The organism is Pseudoalteromonas phenolica (assembly GCF_001444405.1).
GTDB lineage: Bacteria > Pseudomonadota > Gammaproteobacteria > Enterobacterales > Alteromonadaceae > Pseudoalteromonas > Pseudoalteromonas phenolica.
Map to the genome: position 1 here is coordinate 1862302 of NZ_CP013187.1, position 18170 is coordinate 1880471.

Annotated in this window: 14 protein-coding genes; 2 read left to right on the forward strand and 12 right to left on the reverse strand. The window is 37.0% G+C overall.

Going from position 1 to position 18170, the window contains the following annotated elements; translation table 11 throughout:
- Positions 1 to 9 precede the first annotated feature (9 nt).
- From PP2015_RS08215 to PP2015_RS08255, 9 genes are all read right to left on the reverse strand, one after another.
- Entirely contained in the window at positions 10 to 324 is a 315-nt protein-coding gene (locus PP2015_RS08215) for an STAS domain-containing protein (RefSeq protein ID WP_058029810.1), read from the reverse strand.
- A 199-nt stretch (positions 325 to 523) separates the two neighbouring features.
- The gene (locus tag PP2015_RS08220; RefSeq protein WP_058029811.1) at positions 524 to 2329 is read right to left on the reverse strand and encodes a sugar transferase; all 1806 of its coding nucleotides are present in this window, start codon (positions 2327 to 2329) and stop codon (positions 524 to 526) included.
- A gap of 10 nt (positions 2330 to 2339) precedes the next feature.
- Positions 2340 to 3416, reverse strand: a complete 1077-nt coding sequence (locus PP2015_RS08225; RefSeq protein WP_058029812.1) for a glycosyltransferase — start codon at positions 3414 to 3416, stop codon at positions 2340 to 2342.
- Positions 3409 to 4902: a GumC family protein gene (locus PP2015_RS08230; protein WP_227009255.1), complete on the reverse strand. Its 1494-nt coding sequence runs from the start codon at positions 4900 to 4902 to the stop codon at positions 3409 to 3411. The genes PP2015_RS08225 and PP2015_RS08230 overlap by 8 nt, the downstream gene beginning before the upstream one ends.
- A 155-nt stretch (positions 4903 to 5057) precedes the next feature.
- Positions 5058 to 6188: a glycosyltransferase family protein gene (locus tag PP2015_RS08235; protein WP_058029813.1), complete on the reverse strand. Its 1131-nt coding sequence runs from the start codon at positions 6186 to 6188 to the stop codon at positions 5058 to 5060.
- 9 nt (positions 6189 to 6197) lie between these two features.
- On the reverse strand, positions 6198 to 6896 hold the full coding sequence (locus PP2015_RS08240; RefSeq protein ID WP_058029814.1) for an acyltransferase: 699 nt from the start codon (positions 6894 to 6896) through the stop codon (positions 6198 to 6200).
- Between the two features lie 3 nt (positions 6897 to 6899).
- Complete coding sequence (locus PP2015_RS08245; protein WP_083496546.1) at positions 6900 to 8267, reverse strand: O-antigen ligase family protein; 1368 nt, start codon at positions 8265 to 8267, stop codon at positions 6900 to 6902.
- A 4-nt stretch (positions 8268 to 8271) separates the two neighbouring features.
- Positions 8272 to 9657 carry a lipopolysaccharide biosynthesis protein gene (locus PP2015_RS08250; RefSeq protein WP_058029815.1) on the reverse strand — a complete coding sequence of 462 codons (1386 nt, stop codon included), beginning with the start codon at positions 9655 to 9657 and terminating at the stop codon, positions 8272 to 8274.
- A 2-nt stretch (positions 9658 to 9659) separates the two neighbouring features.
- Entirely contained in the window at positions 9660 to 10811 is a 1152-nt protein-coding gene (locus PP2015_RS08255) for a glycosyltransferase (protein ID WP_058029816.1), read from the reverse strand.
- Positions 10812 to 11015: 204 nt separating this feature from the next.
- Here PP2015_RS08255 and PP2015_RS08260 point away from each other — a divergent pair, with 204 nt between their 5' ends.
- Together PP2015_RS08260 and PP2015_RS08265 are read left to right on the forward strand one after the other, a co-directional pair.
- Positions 11016 to 11957 carry a glycosyltransferase family 2 protein gene (locus tag PP2015_RS08260; protein ID WP_058029817.1) on the forward strand — a complete coding sequence of 314 codons (942 nt, stop codon included), beginning with the start codon at positions 11016 to 11018 and terminating at the stop codon, positions 11955 to 11957.
- A 57-nt stretch (positions 11958 to 12014) separates the two neighbouring features.
- The gene (locus PP2015_RS08265) at positions 12015 to 12431 is read left to right on the forward strand and encodes a response regulator (protein ID WP_058029818.1); all 417 of its coding nucleotides are present in this window, start codon (positions 12015 to 12017) and stop codon (positions 12429 to 12431) included.
- Between the two features lie 45 nt (positions 12432 to 12476).
- Here PP2015_RS08265 and PP2015_RS08270 read toward each other — a convergent pair whose 3' ends face one another.
- Genes PP2015_RS08270 through PP2015_RS08280 form a run of 3 tightly spaced genes read right to left on the reverse strand, consistent with a single transcriptional unit; the run spans position 12477 to position 18159 of the window.
- A complete protein-coding gene (locus PP2015_RS08270; RefSeq protein WP_058029819.1) occupies positions 12477 to 15560 on the reverse strand; it encodes an efflux RND transporter permease subunit in 3084 nt (1027 codons plus the stop codon).
- The gene (locus PP2015_RS08275; RefSeq protein WP_058029820.1) at positions 15557 to 16801 is read right to left on the reverse strand and encodes an efflux RND transporter periplasmic adaptor subunit; all 1245 of its coding nucleotides are present in this window, start codon (positions 16799 to 16801) and stop codon (positions 15557 to 15559) included. Before PP2015_RS08275 ends, PP2015_RS08270 begins: the two co-directional genes overlap by 4 nt.
- On the reverse strand, positions 16801 to 18159 hold the full coding sequence (locus PP2015_RS08280; protein ID WP_161568538.1) for a TolC family protein: 1359 nt from the start codon (positions 18157 to 18159) through the stop codon (positions 16801 to 16803). Before PP2015_RS08280 ends, PP2015_RS08275 begins: the two co-directional genes overlap by 1 nt.
- Between the last annotated feature and the right edge of the window lie 11 nt (positions 18160 to 18170).

Below are 18170 nucleotides of genomic sequence, written 5' to 3' on the forward strand. Positions count from 1 at the left end.
CGTTTTGTATTACTCTTCAATAAAGTCGATAGTTAAATCAACTCTAAGTAATGTCATCAACTTCTTAGGTTGACCATTAACTTTTAGTAATTGCATATTAATACCACGTTGTTCTATCCGCTTAAATAGAAACACCATTGCGCCAATTCCAGAAGAATCTATAAATTCAGTCTTATTGAAATTAAGTACAATATTGTCGTGATGCGTATTCGCTAGAGAATCGAATTGTTCTCTATACCTATCAACTGACATTCCGGAAAAGTCTGTTGGTAACTCTACAATGATTTTGTTATCTACAATTTCTGTTGGTAGTTTCTCGTACATAATATTTATCCTTTTGAAAACTTACTTGTTACCAATCAAATTAAGTGCCAAATTTAAGAGAAGTTTAATATCAATAATTTATGGTTTTTGGAAAACAGCATTTGCATAATGCAAATATGAAAGTCTAAATTTTGCATTATGCAAATCATAAAAAAAGCCGAGCATTTACCCGACCTTAGTTAAGTATAGTCAAAAATTATTATTTGCCTTTACCCAAGAAAACAACTTGGATTGTTTTAAACAAGATGCTTATCTCAGTTCTATACCAGGATGAAAAACTAGATAGCGAAAGTGCATAGGCATAATCCCATGCAATTTTTCTTCTTACTCCTTCAATGTCTTCATCATAGCCATTCATCACTTGTGCTAAACCAGAGATGCCTGGTTTCAGTTGATAAGTCCTATGGGTAAAGTAAGGTACGTTTTCTTCTAAATTTTTATAAAAAACAGGCCTCTCAGGTCTTGGTCCAATAAGAGACATTTCACCTTTAAGAACATTCCAAAGTTGCGGTAGCTCATCAAGCCTAGTCTTTCTTAAAAACCTCCCAACCCGTGTGATCCTTGGATCGTTATCAGATGCCCAAACAGCACCACTTCGTGCTTCTGCATCTATATACATGCTTCTTAGTTTATAAACATAAATTAGTGAGACAAATTCGTCGCTAGACTCTCCCACTCTGAGTTGCTTGTAGATAACACCACCTTTCGAATCTAGTTTTATTGCAATTGCAACAATCAACAAAATAGGTGCCGTTAGAATTAAACCTATAGAAGCACCAACAATGTCTATAACTCGTTTAGTAGCTAAAATCCGTTTTTGCTGGGTGTTAATTTGTTTAGGCACACGAGACCAGCTTTGTTTATAGAAACCCTTATGGAACTTTGCTATTCCGTACAACCCAACAAGGTAACTGAACAACATATAATTGATGGAATCAATGACAGGTAAATTAAAATTGATCACGCCTTTAATTTTCGCAAGGCCAATTAGATTTACAATAATCAAACTTGCAAAAGCAACGGTGTACATACCTCCAACTGCTACAGCTTGTATAAACAGACTGAAATAAATCGCAGTAATACACAGTGGCATTACACCTCTAAGTCCTTTACTTGATGTGAAAATTAGCTTTTGCCAAATATTAAAAGAACCAAATTTATTGACTAATAAACCAAGTTGTTGCCAATTACCTGCACAAATACGAACACGTCTAGTGTAATCTTTATCAAGCGCATCTTCTTCCATCTCAACCATATTAATGTTTTCAGAGATAGATATAACATGTTCTCTATCTACGGCTTGGACAGCTTGAATAAAATCGTCATTAATGGTTCCCGCGTCTAATGGTTTTACGAAATTACTCTTAATAGCCAGTAATGAACCCGATACTCCGTTAACTGCACCAAAAATACTTTCATCTAATCGTGTCTGATTCTGTAAATCCCAATATCCAGTTTGTTCATCTTCAGTGTCTTTGTATATTTGGTATAAACCAGAAACAACGGCAACTTTCTTATCTGACATTTTTAGTGCAACTTCTTGGAATGCATTAATACTCAACATAGCACTTACATCTGAAAACAAAATAACTTCATAGTCACTGCTGTATAAATTAATTAGATGATTAATCGCATTTAATTTGCCTTTATTCTCATCAAATACATCTATATGACAAAAAATATTTTGCTCTGCAAGTTTATCTAGAGCAGGAGTTGCACATGCGAGAGTATCGTCTGTACACCCATCAAGCACTAGGTGAATTGCTATTTTTTCATTAGGGTAGATCTGACTGGCCAGGTTTATTAACTTGTCGTATATGAATTTCTGTTCATTGTGTGCAGCCATAAATACAGCAATTGTAGGCTGATAAACTTCAGTGGGATCATTGTCCGAATTATTACGTTGCTTAAATCTAGCAATCATACTTAGTGCCAGAGGATATATGCCATGGTGGTAAATCACCAAAGCAAGGCAGGAAAGTAGAATAATGTCCATAATATTCATAATATCACTCCTAGTTTTTTAAGCTTTCATATAAGTTGTCATAGCGTTTTGTCATTTTTCTTGAGCAACCTAATTCAAGTGCATGCTCTCGAACTTTAGAACCATTTTGTAATGACAAACCTCTTTGCAAAGCATCTGGTAAGCAATGTGCCATTTTTGCATTTAAAACTATGCCACTTTGATTATTTACAATTTCTTTGACTCCCCCGACATCAGACGCAACAACAGGAATATTACACGCCATTGCTTCTAATAAAGTAAGGGGTAAACCTTCACGCTCAGAAAACAAACAAAACAAATCAATTGCTGAATAAAACAAAGGCATATCATCAACACGACCAAGCCAATGAATTCTGGCTTGTAACGATTTTTCAACTCCGTACTGGGTATAAAACTCACGCTGACTCCCATCACCAGCAAAAACTAGATGAACGTGTTCAGGTAGAGAACTTAAGCTGTCTATCAATGCTAAATGGCCCTTACCCTTTTCAACTCTAGCTGCACAGCCAACAAGTTTAATTCCTGTTGGTAAACCTAAACGGCAACGGGCTAAATATTTTGAAAAGGGCTTAAAAAGCTGCGTATCAATCCCATTATGGACAACATAATCGGCTTTTATAGAAGTCTGTTGAGTTAATTCAGACGCAACAGCGTTAGCATCTGTTACTATCGTTACCTTTGTTAGGTTATGAACAAGTTTAGTTAAACACCTCTGCTTAAAGTTATTAAGATACCAAGCATCGTGCATGGTGTGAATATGCTTTACATGAGGTCTTCGTAGTTTAACCATCGCACCATAAAACAATGGACCTACATGATGGCTATGAATGGTATCAATGCTCCACTCGTCTATTAACTCAACTAGTTTATTAACTATTCGGTAAGAGATACCTGGCTGCTTGTCTAAACATTTAAAGTTAGAGAGCTCGTTAAGTGCAGGCCAAGCGGTTAAAGCACTTTCTGTAGTACCTTCTAGTGCAACTAATGCCATATTTTCAGCATATTTACTCTGCTGACAAATCGTTAGCACCATTTTTTCTAACCCACCGACTAAGGGATGTTGAATTAGCTGTAGTACATTATTCATACGAACTCCTAGATGCTTTCACAATTATTTCACGTTCAAACTCCTGATGAACGATCGGCATTACAGTTAATACAGGCTGCTCTGTCAGTTGCGCTACTGTCTTCAAGTCTTTGATGCGTGTATCAAGCAGTGCATAGACAAATACAAGAGCTATGCCACAAAAAAGACCTAACACGATACCCAGTACAACACTTATCCAGAGTGGGTTATTGATTGGTACGCTAGGGCTATACGCACGCTCAATTGTCTTAACTTTGTCAGGCCCCTCGTACCTTACTAGTTGACCGGTTACTTTTGACATCTCATAGCGCTCAAGCATGTCTTTATAAAGTGACTGCTTAACTTCTAAATCACGTTGCAGTTTGCGAAGCGTTTTGTCGATATCAGTTGTACTACTCAACCTTGCTGTAATTAATCTAATTTGCTCGTCAAGCATATCTAATTCTTGCTGATGTTGAGCTAAACTATTCTTTGCTTCTTCTAGCGTAAGGAGTTGTGAAACTAACAACGCATTATTTTGCTTCTCTCCGTCTTGAGGCAGTGTGTTGGCAATTTGCCAAAGGGAATCTAAATCTGTCGAATCTATCGATTGATGCTTTTCACTGATGGTTTGCTTGTGTGCTTTTAAATTATCTAACTCTTTAATTTTAGTTTGCAGCTTACTGTGTTTATCTGTGTAACGCGTTCTTAATAAAGCTATTTCAGCCTCAGTTCTTAGGATTTTGTCTTCTATATGTCCTAATATCGGATTCGCTTTACTCATTTTTTTAGCCAATGTATTGAACTTGGCTTGTGCACCACTTAAAACAACTTTCTTTATTTGTTTTTGTTGTTCTAACCGAGACATTGTCTCTTGATTGACACTCATTAACTCAGGTAAAGCATCTCTGTTTTCTGCTTTGAATTGTGCTAATTTATCTTCCGAGCTTTCAAGTTCAGTCCGCATCAGCTCAAGCTGGTCCAAAAAAAACTGCTCTGATGTATCTAATGATGATTTTGTGGGCGCTAATAGCCTTTCTATAAACTTCTCAACGACTGACTCTAAAATTGGCTTCATTTGGGCTTGGTTATGCCATTTAAAACTAATCTTAACTAATTCATCGCCTACGACAGATATTGAAATCGCTTGCCCTAATTTTTGCCGCATTTTTTCGACGTCTCTAATTGGAGCACCTTCAGGCACTAATTTCATTTCAGTAACGATTTCGGCTAAATTATTTCTGCTCAGTACCAAGGTTCTTAAAGCATCAATTCTTTCAGATAATTCGAATGAAAAAGAAAGTTCGTCTAAGTAGGGATTAAGCAAAGCTGATTCTTCAATCAATATGCTTGCATGGTTCCGATATTGTTTTTCTGCAGTTGCGCTTAATCCAATAACAATAATTGGAACAATGATGAACGGAAGCACAACTAACTGAAAGCGTTCATATACAGCATATAACGCTAAGTACATCAGTCTTTTAATTTGTGCTTGTGCCAAAATCATAAGCCAGTCCATTTCGCATTTTGCAAAGCAATTTAAAAATGAGTTGCAAAATTCAAGTTAAAAACAATGATTTCATATCTTTTATCTATTTTGTCGCAAGAACAGAACCAGTTTTAAGGTTAGTCTAGTTTGAAAATTTAATAATTAAATTTTAACTAAATACTTTTGCACTCATTTAATACAAATTTTGCTTTGTGATCCCAACTATGTCGTTTAACCAGTTCGCTAGAATGCTCTTTCCAAGCAAGACTTGGGGCTTGGTGAATTGACATTGCAATATCTAAACGATTTAAAAAACCTTCAGCTGAATTAGTAATAAGTACCGCATCTTGAAATCGCCTTACTGCAGGGAAATCAGTCGATACAATGGGCACACCAGCAGCTAAATATTCCTTTAGTTTTAATGGGTCACAAGCTTGGATTTGACCGTTGTTCTTAAAAGGTAAAATTGAGGCTTGCCAATGCTGAGAAAAACAAGGAAGGAGTTTATGATCAACGGCCTCAATGTGAGTTACATTATCAAATTGTGTGAGTTCAGATATATCGACTTGCGCATTACCTACAAGTACAAATTCATACTGAGGTCGCTCTTGAATACAATAAGACAGAAGTTCAATATCTAACCAACTCGATATTGAACCATAGAAACCCACCACATTCGTCTTTTGTTCTAATTCTTTTGCTTTATTTTGAGGATCATTAAATAAATTAAAATCTACACCATGTTCTAGCAGCTGCGTTTTATGTGGTGGCATTTTTCTCATTAATTTGTCACTGATAACGAAAATTCTATGCGCTTGTTCAATCAAAGAAAGCTCAAAGCTTTCAATCATTGAATGGTCAACACCAGCCAGTGAAGAAAAATCGTCTCCACAATAATAGACAAGTCTATCTTGGGGTCTCAATTTAATTAGGTTTATAGCAGTCGCCACACTCAACCAGTAAATAATGGGCTCAGGGTCACTTACATCAATCAAACTGTTAATTTTATGAGCATTAAATGCCGAACAAAGTGTGTTGTCATGCCAAGGTAATACGAAAGGGTTTTGGACCAATGGTCCAGACTGCACCAGATTCTCAGGCACCTTAGCAGCAACACTTTTCTTAGTAAGCATTAGTGATAGCTTTTGATAAATTCGTTTAAAATCTTTTAAGTTTAAACTTGGCTTTCTCATTCCAATTGAATTAAACCAAATCACATCATGATCTTTAGATATACGTGTAAAAATATGTTGTGTACTACTGGGGTGACTCCCCCAGTCTTCTGCAAAAACAACAAAACGCATTGTTAACTCCTATAATGTCCTTATTACTTTTGCTGGGTTACCACCTGCTAAAGTAAATGCTGGCACGTCTTTGGTAACAACAGAGTTAGCAGCAATAATTGCGCCTTCACCAATTGTCACTCCAGCAATAATTGTGGATCCTGTACCAACCCAAGCGCCTCTTTTAACAATGATATCTCCGACTTGATCTTCTGTATCAGGTAAACCTTGCGCTCTTAGTTCGCAATCAACTGGGTGGCCAGGGAAACCAGCTAAAAATATTTTTCCAGCAAACCGTACATCATTTTCTATAATTACTTTATTGCCAACTGAAATCGCATTCTGCCAACCAATATCTACATTGTTTCCGATGATTAATTCAGGTGTTTCGTTACTAACAGCACGACCACAAAAAGTGGTAATTCCAGACATTCTGACATCATCACCTAAAGTAATTTTTAATGGTCCGAAAATTTGAGGCATGCCACAAAACAGTTTAAGACGCTTCTTTGAACCTGCTACTCTCGATTTGAACATTGGAGAAAAATAGAGAAACTGTATTGCAGTATGAAAAAAGTTTTGTATAAAACGATGAAAAGAATACAAACTAGAATGTACTAACGGTATGACCGGAAATTCAATATTCCGTAAACCATAAAGTATTTTACGAGCTAGCTTTCCAAGAACAGAGTTGTCATTTTTAATCCATTTTTTTAGTGCAATATACATAAGTCACTCCTTAGTAACTTCCTCTTTCGTTAATAGTCTCTCAATTGCAATTGTTAACGAGAGCACGATATATAAAGGCCAAGTAAAAGCTTGAGTTAAAAAAGTACCTGATACCATAAAACCAAATAAACCGGCTTGAAGAATATGAACATTTATCAACAATGACTCTTTGTTTTTTCTCTTGCAATACAGCAAACTACGCCTCAAGCTTTTATATATTGAAACAATGAGCAATATAAATAAGAATAGTCCGATAAATCCCATTTCACCTAAAACTTGAAACCATGTACTGTGTACTGCATGATTCTTGCCATCCCAATGCGGGCTATAGAAAAAGTAGTTAACATAAAAATTGCTTATTCCAACACCAGTGAAAGGATTGGCCAAAGCCATATTAATTGCTGCTTGCCAAGCATAAATCCGACCCATTGCAGATGCATCGACCCCTTCTTCAGCAGCACCACCACTTTGCCTATCATTTATCCCAGCGAGCGCGAGCAAAAAGATACCTGCAACAGCGCCTATTCCTCCAAGTACAACTGGGTTTTTAATTTTTTTGGAAATGAAGAAGCCGAAAATCGTTAATATACCTAACAAGCCACCACGACTTTGCGTCGCAATAATGCCCCAACACATTACAAACAAACCAATTGCGGCAATAAAACGCAGAATGGGTTTGTTTCTGGAATTGAATACTTCACCAGCAAAAAAAGAAACGGGAAAGAGAAGAATAAGAGACAAATCGTTAGGATCACCAATCTGCGAACGATACTCTCTGGAGATGGTAACCCTTGTGCCCTCGACAAGACCTATGCCATTTACTTTATTATATATAGCTACACATGCCACTAATAAGCCGGACACCATGATGCCAAATCGGGTCCAATTTATTAGCTTTTCAGAATTAATTAACCAGCTTATTACAAATACCATAAGAAATACTTTAGATAAGGTACCTGTAAACATAGACATTGCCTCAGCCCTATTTGTGGCCATGAACACGCAAACTGTTATCCAGAAAAAGAAAATTACGAACATTGCGTGGCATGTATGCCAAAATGGTTTGAGTTTAAGGCTAATAAATAAGTGCCATACAATGCCTAACATAGAAGCTAAGGCGAGCATTTTTGGTATCTTAAAGTTATAAAGGACTGGAAAAGCTTCATGTAACCTGAAGTAACTAAAAAGAATGAACATGATGACAAAGAATGTACTGGCTTTGATTGTGCTGTACAAAGCAAATGGCAATAACAGAAGTGCAAATACAGAAATAAAACCAAATGTAGAATATAAAACATATGTGAGCATGCAAAGCATTGCTGCTGCTGACCAATACTGTAGTTTTTGATTCTTACTTTGGTTAATTTGCATCAGATTAACCCCTTAATCTAAGTAACAGCTGTTTTCGCTGGTAAATAGTAAAACTTAATACTAAGAAAGTTCCTACTATGAAAAAGATTATTGCAATTTCATTATGGTGGGAGACCAGCAGAGTTTGTGCCATAAGTAACGCAAACATTAGAATTAAATATTTATACTTGTAAGATAGTGAGACTAGCGATTGACTAATGCGTAAAAAAAGTAAAGCCCTGATTGCATGAACAAGTATTAAGGCATATAACATTGTATATAAATCAAAATGTTTTAAGCTCACATAGGTTAATACGACTGCTAAGCAAGCACTTATCCCGTTGATTACGGGAGCTGCACTTGCATTATTTTTGTAATAGCAACCTAAATTTAATAATTCAGATACCGTCTTAATAAAAAACACAACACAAAGCCAAGGTAAGATATTTTTTGAAACCTCGTATGCTTTAGGTAGTAATAAATCGATGACATAAGGTCCAACTGTCATCATAGTGATTACAATAACTAGGGCATATGCCAAACCATATAAAGGAATATCGGCCGCTTTCTGTTGGTTAGATTTATATATATTAAAGCGTTGTGGAAACCACCAAAGTCTAAACGGCTCAAATGCAATCGATGCAACTAATGCAAACTGAGTTGCAATAAAATACACCGCAAGAGTTTCCTTTCCTTCAAACGATACTAAAAACCAATTTTCTGCACCATTCAAACCATATGAAAAAACTGAAGCAAGCGTAATAGAAAAAATGTAGTAGCTATGTTCTTTCGTTAAAACGTTTTCAGAATCTAATTTTGTAAGTAAAAGAGTCTTGTAACGAAATGCTAAGAGAGCAAGAAGCAACCATACAACTATGGCGCCAGATAACATCACCCCATCAACGCCCATACCCAACTCAAGAAGCAAAACCGTACAAATTGCTTGTAGTACACCTTGCGAAACTGCAACAAGCATGTATTTTTTCGCTTCTCCATGTATTCGCAATATTGCTAGAGGTAGTGATAAAACAACGCTTCCACCCAAATTTATAAATAAAAAGCTTAGTGCTTTTGTGGATACTTGAGTAGGTAAAACGCTCATAACAAAATCTACTAAAAATACAGATGTGGTTAGGCATATTCCTGCACTAAACAATGCTATTTTCAAGCAAGCCTTATAAAATATATGCTGTCTTTTTTTATCTTCAAAATCATTAAATCTGTAAAGAAGCTCACTCAGGCCAAAAGAAAGTATGATACTTAACATGCTCGCTATACTGACAAGAAAGTTCAACATCCCATAATCCGATACCGACAGGTAACGTGTCACTATGGGCATCATTATTAAGCTTATTCCTTTTAGACTTAGTACTGCTAAGCCATAATAAACAATGTTTGAAGACTTATTCATAACTAGGCCTGTTGTATCCACTCAGAAAGCTGCTTTCCCTGTTTAAATGCGTCAAATTTATCTAAAACTCGTTGCCTTGCAGCTGATCTCATTTTAATTCTTTGATCTTCATTTAATTGGACATATTCTTTAATCGCATTTGTTAATGCTTGGCTATTTCTGCTTTCCACAATATAGCCTACAGACTCATCAACTATTTCAGTGCAACCCATCACATCACACGTTATAACAGGTAATGACATTGCCATGGCTTCTTTTAGAACGACGGGCCCTGTATCTTTATCGCCGTTATCAGCAATACAAAATGGCGCTAAAAAGCCATCATAGTTTCTTGCCATTTCTCTAATTTGTTCTGGCTTTTTTGAACCTTTGAATTCAATAAAATCTTGAAGGTTAAGTTCATTTACTTGAAATTCTAGTGCAGCCCTTAGTGGGCCATCTCCAACAATTTCAAGCCTTGGCCTACTTTCTTCTGGAAGATTATTCAATGCACTTATTGCGTAACTAAGACCTTTTTTCTCAACCAACCTTCCAACAAAGAGTAATTTAAGTTTACTATTTGTTGGTGATTCTTCAGGTTTAAACAGCTCAGTATCCACACCACAATGTAATAATTTTGCCTTCGTAGGAGAAAACTTGTGGAGCAATTTCAACATATCTTCACAAACAGCGATGCAGAAATCACACTCATTAACTTTGCTTGATAGGTCTGCACTATTTACATAAATATCATGACCATGGCCAATTGATGATACTTTAATGTTCGCTAACTTTGCTGCAACAACACCATAGGCCAAACTGTTATGCATAAAATGACAATGTAAGTGTCCAATATTTTGTTCTCGTATAATTTGTGCCGCTTTCATTGAATAGAAAAGCAAAGAGGATGTACTAATTGCATATTGCCTAGAGGCCGCCTTTACACCATTCATAATTGATTTAAGTGGCAACTGAGAAAAGTCCAAAAGTGTTTTAAAGGTATTTGGTTTGTTTAGAACAAACACATTACATGGTAAAGGTATATCATTACTAATCTGTTCAAATGTAATAACCGACACTTCATGCCCTGCTCTTTGTAGCGCCCTTATTTCAGTAATTACAAATGTTTCTGAAGGTACAGGAAAACTTGGGACCATAATCGCAACATGCTTCATTTTAAAACTCCATCTTTTAAGGTTGTCCAGTTATCGCAAACTCCATGCCGTCGTACATCGCTAAAAATTTGCAAATAAGGACGCCGATTTTGCAAAAATTCGCATTATGCAACGCATTCTTGCAAATCACCTTGTTACACACCCTTTTTAGATATGGAACAAAGATTGCCATGTATAAAGCAAACATGACATGGAGATACCAATATGCAACCCGACGTTAGTGTGATAATACCCAATTACAATTGTCTAGAGTTTCTACCAAAAGCAATTGACTCTGTTCTGATGCAAGAAGGTGTAAACTGCGAAATTATAATTGTAGACGACGGTTCGACTGATGGCTCTGTTGATTGGTTGTTAAAAAAACAAGTCAGTACGCCCGAATTAAAAATTATCACACAAGCAAATAAAGGCGTGATTGCAGCAAGAAACCGCGCAATCAAAGCAGCTAATGCGCCTTTAATTGCTTTTCTTGATGCTGATGATTTTTGGTATAAAGATAAACTACAGAGACAACTTCAGTATTTTCAACAAAATCCTAATTGCGGTTTGTCTTTCACTAATTATGACCATTTAACAATGGATTATGATTACATTATCGATTGTTTCGGGTATTGGCCTGAATTTACAAAACACCAAAGCAAAAGCAAAGGTCAATATGTAAATTTAGAAGATCCGGTCAACTTCTTACTGACAACAAATGTAATTGGTACGTCATGTGTAGTAGTTAGAAAGTCTACAATTATTAAGGCTGGCGGTTTTGACCCAAGTTTAAGAAGCGCGAGTGATTGGGACTGTTGGTTGCGTATTGCACTTATCAGTGAAGTCGCATTTACTTCTGAAAATACTATGGGTTACTTAATGCGACCAAATTCGATTACTTCTAATAGACAGAAACGCTTAGACGCAATAGAGGACATTATAAATAGAATCGGCGAAAATGAAGTTGTTACAAACAAGTCTAAAGTTCAGGCTAATGCATGGTTACTTGAATCTTACGGCGAGATGTACAGAGAAAATCAAAAATATGTTGATTCTATTAAATACTCACTTAAAGCATGGCGACTTTATCCTCATATGAGACATATAAAACAGTGTGCACACGATTTGAAAGCTTTATTCAAACGTAGCTTGAGTTTATCTGCATGAAACTTTATTCTAGATTTTGCAATAGATATGAGAATATCTAATTACTAAGGAGTTATTATGGCACACATATTATTAGTTGATGATGAGCCTGAAGTTTTGAACGCAATTAGTCGTGTACTAAGAAAAGATTACAAAATTAGTAAAGCGAATGGTGCAGCTGAAGCTTTACAACTCATTACTGAAGAAAAAATAGATATCATATTATCTGACATAAGAATGCCCAATATGGATGGCATCGAACTATTAACCAATATAAAACGAAGCAACCCAAATATAGCACGCGTTTTGTTGTCAGGTTATTCAGATATGGACTTATGTCAAAAAGCAATTGAAGATGAAGTCGCGAGTATTATTTTAACAAAACCTTGGGATAACTTTGAACTTAAGAATATCCTTAAAATCATTCTTAAAATGAATCGACTTCAGATTGAAAACATTGAACTAAAAGCACAGCTACACTCTAAAATTGCATAGTCTATAAAAGCCTCATAATTTTATGAGGCTTTTATAAAGTTAATTTTACTTATTGTTGCCTATAACTCTCTCGACCAACATGTAATTGACTGGTACCAAAATTAAAGTAATTAAAGTCGCGAAAATTATTCCGAACCCAAGTGATACTGCCATAGGGATCAAAAACTGTGCTTGAGTTTGCTGCTCAAATAACAATGGCATCAAACCAAAAAAAGTTGTGATACTGGTTAACATTACAGGTCTAAATCGCGCAACGCCTGCATGTAAAACTGCGATGTCGACGGATTTCCCCTGCTGTTTTTGCTTGTTGATATAATCCACTAACACCAATGAGTCGTTTACCACCACACCGATAAGCGCCAACATACCCAATAAGCTCATAATGGTTAAATCCATGCACATGATCCAGTGCCCTACAACCGCGCCTATCATGCCAAATGGAATCACACTCATCACAATGAGTGGCTGTATGTATGATTTAAAAGGAATAGCTAAAAGCGCATAAATAATGAAGAATACAAATATTAACGCCCACCCAAGAGAGCCGAAAGATTCTCTTTGCTCTTTCGCTTCTCCTTCTAATGAGTGATTAATCCCCGGATACTGAGCAACAAGATTATCTAAATAGACTTTTAGTTCTTGCTGTAACACCGTCATATTGGTGTTGTTCTTTTCGACATCCGCCACAACATTTACTGTACGGTATCTATCAATACGGTAAATCGTTGAAGGGCTCTGGCCTGGTATAAGCTCTGCGACATGATTTAGCGGTACAACTCCACCATTAGGCACTTTTATCAGTAATTCATTAAGCGTTGTCAGCTTGCTTCTTTCTTCAAGCGGCAAGCGCACCATGACTCTAACATCATCTCTTCCGCGCTGAATGCGTTGTACTTGCGCACCAAAGAAAGCACTTCTAATTTGCCTTGAGATTTCAGTGCGTGTTACGCCTAAAGCTTCACCTTGCTCCGTTAATTCAACTCTTAATTCATCTTTACCATCACTGAGACTATCTGAAATATCAAATATGGTTGGATAAGTTGATAGATGTGTTTTGATCTTTTCAGCAGCTTCTTTTAACTGAGTTAAAGAGGTACCTGTTAATTGCACATCAATAGGATCACTCGAACGACCAATTTCTGCTCTGAATGTAAAAGACTCAGCTCCCGGTATCACACCAATCAGTTGACGCCACTCTCTAACAAGTTGACGTGAATCTATATCAAGATTTCTTGATTCTGGCGGCGTAATTTCAAAGCGCACACCACCAACATTACTTGCGCCGCCTCTACCACCTGTTGTCGCTAGTATATGGATGACGATACTTTCACCTGTATCAGGGTCTATATATTTGTCTTTTAAAAGTTGCGCTTTATCAGCCATTAAATCGATGTATTTTGCTGTTACATCGAATGGGGTACCAGCAGGCATGGTTAAATTTGCTCTAACTGTCTCACTCGGAATGCGAGGAAAGAATATAAACTTAGTCCAACCAGTCATAATGAGCGTAAGTATCACGAAAAACACGCCGATAAAGCCTGCCAGTGTCGCTAATTTGTATTTTAAAGCTTTTTTAAGCACGGGTTGATAATACTTTAAAATGACCTGCTCAAAACCGTCGGCAAATCGTTGCTGAAATAAACTGAACTTACTGACGTTTTGTTTCTCATTTCTTAGCTTTAAATATTTAAGGTGCGCAGGTAAGACGAACTTAGACTCAACAAGCGACATTAATAAAACAGGGATAACAACCACGGGGATTTGAGCAAATAACGCTCCTCTATTTCCCTCTATGAAGGCCAAAGGTAAAAAAGCTGCAACGGTAGTCAAAACACCAAATGTAACTGGTGTAGCCACTTCTTGTGTACCACGAATTGCAGCCATTTCACCGCTTTCTGAGGTTTTCAGATGGGTGTAAACATTTTCTCCTGTCACAATGGCATCATCAACGACAATTCCGAGTACAAGAATAAAACCGAATAAGCTCATTATATTAAGACTAATGCCAAATATCGGCATCGCGATGAACGCACCCATAAATGAAATGGGAATGCCAATAAATACCCAAAACGCAATTGAAGGGCGTAAGAACAAAGTAAGAAGCGCGAGGACTAAGATCCCCCCTTGGATGGCATTAGACGTTAAGGTTGAAATTCGATTTTTTACTATCACCGAATCGTCATCCCAATAACTCATTTCAAAACCAACTGGTAGACTTTCCTGAGCATCTCTTATGTAGTTTTTAACTTTATCAGCGACATCAATGGCACTTTGGTCACCAATACGGTATACCTCAATAAATGCAGCTTGTTTACCATCGAAACGAGTTCTGACCGGTGTCTCTTCAAACCCATCAAGGATAGTGGCAATGTCTTTTAAACGTATTATAGAGCCATCGCTGTTGGTTTTGATTGCGATGTTTTCAAATTCGTTCTTTCTATAAGCCTGTCCTTTAGAGCGAAGTAATATGTCACCGCCTGATGATTTAAGATTACCTGCCGAAATATCCGTACTTGAACTGGCAATTAAATTAGAGATCTGTGCGATAGTTAAGTTGTACTGTCTGAGTTTATCTTGACTGATTTCGATGGCAATTTCGTAATTACGCACCCCATCTAACTCGACTTGTGTGACACCAGGGATACGTAATATGTCATCTCTCACTTGCTCAGCAAATTCTCTGGTTTCAAGCTCACTGTAGTCAGAAGAAATCGTCACATTGATCACATCTCTTCTGCGCTGGGCAAGCGAAACAATCGGTTTTTCGGCATCAGCAGGAAAGGTATTAATTGCATCTACACGGCTTTTTATGTCTGCCAACATATTTCGTGGGTCATAACCAGATTCAACTTCGACGGTCACACTCGCTGAATTTTCAGATGAGCGAGACGTGATACGTTTGATCCCTTCTAAATCTTGAACAGACTCTTCAATGCGAATGGCAATGCCCTGCTCAACATCTTCAGGTGTTGCACCACGTAAGCTCATAGAAATGCTGATCCGATCGGTTTCAAATGACGGAAAGATCTCTAGTGGAATTTTATTTGATAGTGAAAACAAACCTGCAAATAAAATTGCAATCATTAAAAGGTTTGCAGCCACATGATTTCGCGTAAACCAAGCTATCATGTGTTTTCTCCATTATCGGCATCAGTTTCCTTCTTTCTTCTGTTACGTTTTCTTGCGCCTTTTTTTTGACCTTTATCGTCTCCAATTAAAGTAACAGGTGTACCTGAACTAACCTGACCAAGGGGGGTTGTGATTAAGGTATCTCCAAGTTTAAGGCCATTTTGCACTAAAGTGACAGATTCGTTCTGCCAGTTGTAGTCAATATTAACGCGCTTTAATAAATTACCTTTTTGGAGCACATAAACATAAGTGCCTTGATAAATGGCTTCGTTAGGTATTAAAAGCGCATTGTTAATCGTTTTACCTTTAATCGTCGCATTGACGTACTGCCCGATTTTAATGGCATTTTTGGTTGAATCGAAGGGTGATAAGATTTGAGCCACAACATAGAGCTGTTGAGAGTTATTATCTATGGCGCTTTCTGTTCTCACTAACTTGCCTCGCCATTTTTGCTGGCCAATTAAATTAGAAGTAAAAAGCACTTCTGTATTAACAGTATTACTTTGACCAAATCGGTTTTGCTCAGGCAAATCAATATAAGCGAGATCACGGTTATTGATTGGCAATCGCACTTCTACATAATCTGTTGCATAGATATCAGCAAGTTGAGTATTACCATTGACGACCTGACCAACATCGACTTTCTTCGACAAAATTCGACCTGCATACGGTGCAATGATTTTTGTACGTTCGAGTGAGAGTTTTGCTTTGTCTAATTTTGCTTTGGCCGATAAAACATTTGCTTGCTGAGCGGCTAGTTGAGGTTTTCTTAGAACCAGATCGTTTGCTTCTGATCCATCACCTAACCTTTGCCAATCAGCCAAGGCTTGTTTACTTCTGGCTTGCTCTTCTAGTAAAGACTGTTCTGCATTGAGCAATGCAGCTTTGGCGATATCGACTTCAGCTTGGTAATCCCTTTCGTCTATTTTTACCAACAACTCACCTTTTTCGAAAAATCCACCATCACGGAAACTGTCACTGATATAACTCACTTGCCCAGAGACTTGAGAAACAAGCACACTTTGAGTGCGTGGTTTAACAACACCAAAACTGGCGATAGAAACCTGAAATTCTTTGCTTTCAAGTTTTTTTCCTTCAACCAGAATTTTTGCACTTGCTTGAGGACGGCCTCTTTCATTACTCGGTTTATTGTTAACGATAAACAGTATGATCATGGCACTAATAACAACCACTAATATCGGTAGTACAGCCTTTTTTAAATTGGTTTTACGATCATTCATTATTGTTTTTCCTGAGAATCGATGAGGTATTTACCACCAATTGCTTGGTAAAGAGAAAAGCGGTTTTGTAATAATTGGTTATTAAGGGAAATGAAATTACTTTGCGCATCAAAACTACGCTTCTGCGCATCTAACACTGTGGTATAACTGACAAGGCCTTTTTGGTATTGCTCAAAAGATAATGTCGCGGCAAGCTTTGCGTTTTCAGATGAGTGTTTTACTTTGTCAAGTCTGGCAATAAGCGCTTGCTCGTTAGCCAAACTGTTTTCAATGTCTTTGAAGGTCGAATTAATATCTTCTAAATAACTCAGTTCTAAGCTCTTTAAAGTTAGCCTTTGTTTTTCTTCATTGGCAGCAAGTCTCCCAGCATTAAATATTGGCGCTGTAATACCGGCTAAGAAATTCCAACCGATTTGATCGAATCGGATGGCATCCGACAATTTTTCATTAGATGAATCAATACTCAAAGACAAATTAAAACTTGGGAAGCGCTGTTTGTGCGCATAAGCCAATGCTGCATCTTGGGCTAATAATTTGAACCAAGCAGATTGAATATCTGGCTTTTGTTTGATCACATCACTTGGCAATCCAAGCGAATTAAGCGAGCTCAATTCTGGAAAACCAGCGTCAGTAATTACATTAGCATCAGGATATTCGGCCAATAAAGTTTTGAGGTCTCGTTGTAAACGCTTATTACTATTAAATAATTCAAATAATTTAGCTTGTTCGTTATTTAATTCCGTTCTTGCCAAATAAACGTCAAGCGCACTGTTTAGTCCTTGTCTGTATCCTTTCTCTATAATATCAACACTTTGTTTAGTGAGCTCTGCCCGTTCTTTTTGTAATTTGATTTGTAGTTCTGACTCGACCAAAGAGAACCAAGATTTTGATACGCTTGTGACTAAATTGATTAGCTGTTGTTCATAACTAGCAAGTGCTGAGAGATAATCGAGATTAGCTTGACGACTATTGGCACTGAGCTTTCCCCAAATATCAAGTTCATACTTCAGATCAAAACCAATACCATAACTTGATGATGCACTATCTTGGCCTGCTTGTTTCCTTTTGCTGTAATCGAAACTAGATGAAAGACTTGGTAAAAAGTCTGCATCTGCAATAATGAGTTGTTGCTTAGCAATATCTAATTCTAATCGCGCTTTACGAATTGAACGATTATTAGAAATAGATTGCACTATCAAAGTGTGTAGGTGCTTATCTTTATTGATTTCTTGCCAGCTGTCAGAAGCTTTCCCACCAGACTCATATTCGAACCAATTATTCGGCACGTTGTCTTGAGGTAATTTATTTGATTCTAATGTTGAATTACATCCAGCTAAAGCCGCACATATTATCAACACAAGGCATTTCT

Excerpts from the sequence above, each read along its gene's own strand:
- PP2015_RS08255 (WP_058029816.1), bottom strand. The coding sequence starts at position 10,811 with ATGAAGCATGTTGCGATTATGGTCCCAAGTTTTCCTGTACCTTCAGAA.
- PP2015_RS08275 (WP_058029820.1), bottom strand. The coding sequence starts at position 16,801 with ATGAATGATCGTAAAACCAATTTAAAAAAGGCTGTACTACCGATATTA.
- PP2015_RS08260 (WP_058029817.1), top strand. The coding sequence starts at position 11,016 with ATGCAACCCGACGTTAGTGTGATAATACCCAATTACAATTGTCTAGAG.
- PP2015_RS08230 (WP_227009255.1), bottom strand. The coding sequence starts at position 4,902 with ATGATTTTGGCACAAGCACAAATTAAAAGACTGATGTACTTAGCGTTA.
- PP2015_RS08240 (WP_058029814.1), bottom strand. The coding sequence starts at position 6,896 with ATGTATATTGCACTAAAAAAATGGATTAAAAATGACAACTCTGTTCTT.
- PP2015_RS08250 (WP_058029815.1), bottom strand. The coding sequence starts at position 9,657 with ATGAATAAGTCTTCAAACATTGTTTATTATGGCTTAGCAGTACTAAGT.
- PP2015_RS08220 (WP_058029811.1), bottom strand. The coding sequence starts at position 2,329 with ATGAATATTATGGACATTATTCTACTTTCCTGCCTTGCTTTGGTGATT.
- PP2015_RS08235 (WP_058029813.1), bottom strand. The coding sequence starts at position 6,188 with ATGCGTTTTGTTGTTTTTGCAGAAGACTGGGGGAGTCACCCCAGTAGT.
- PP2015_RS08270 (WP_058029819.1), bottom strand. The coding sequence starts at position 15,560 with ATGATAGCTTGGTTTACGCGAAATCATGTGGCTGCAAACCTTTTAATG.
- PP2015_RS08225 (WP_058029812.1), bottom strand. The coding sequence starts at position 3,416 with ATGAATAATGTACTACAGCTAATTCAACATCCCTTAGTCGGTGGGTTA.
- PP2015_RS08215 (WP_058029810.1), bottom strand. The coding sequence starts at position 324 with ATGTACGAGAAACTACCAACAGAAATTGTAGATAACAAAATCATTGTA.
- PP2015_RS08245 (WP_083496546.1), bottom strand. The coding sequence starts at position 8,267 with ATGCAAATTAACCAAAGTAAGAATCAAAAACTACAGTATTGGTCAGCA.
- PP2015_RS08265 (WP_058029818.1), top strand. The coding sequence starts at position 12,015 with ATGGCACACATATTATTAGTTGATGATGAGCCTGAAGTTTTGAACGCA.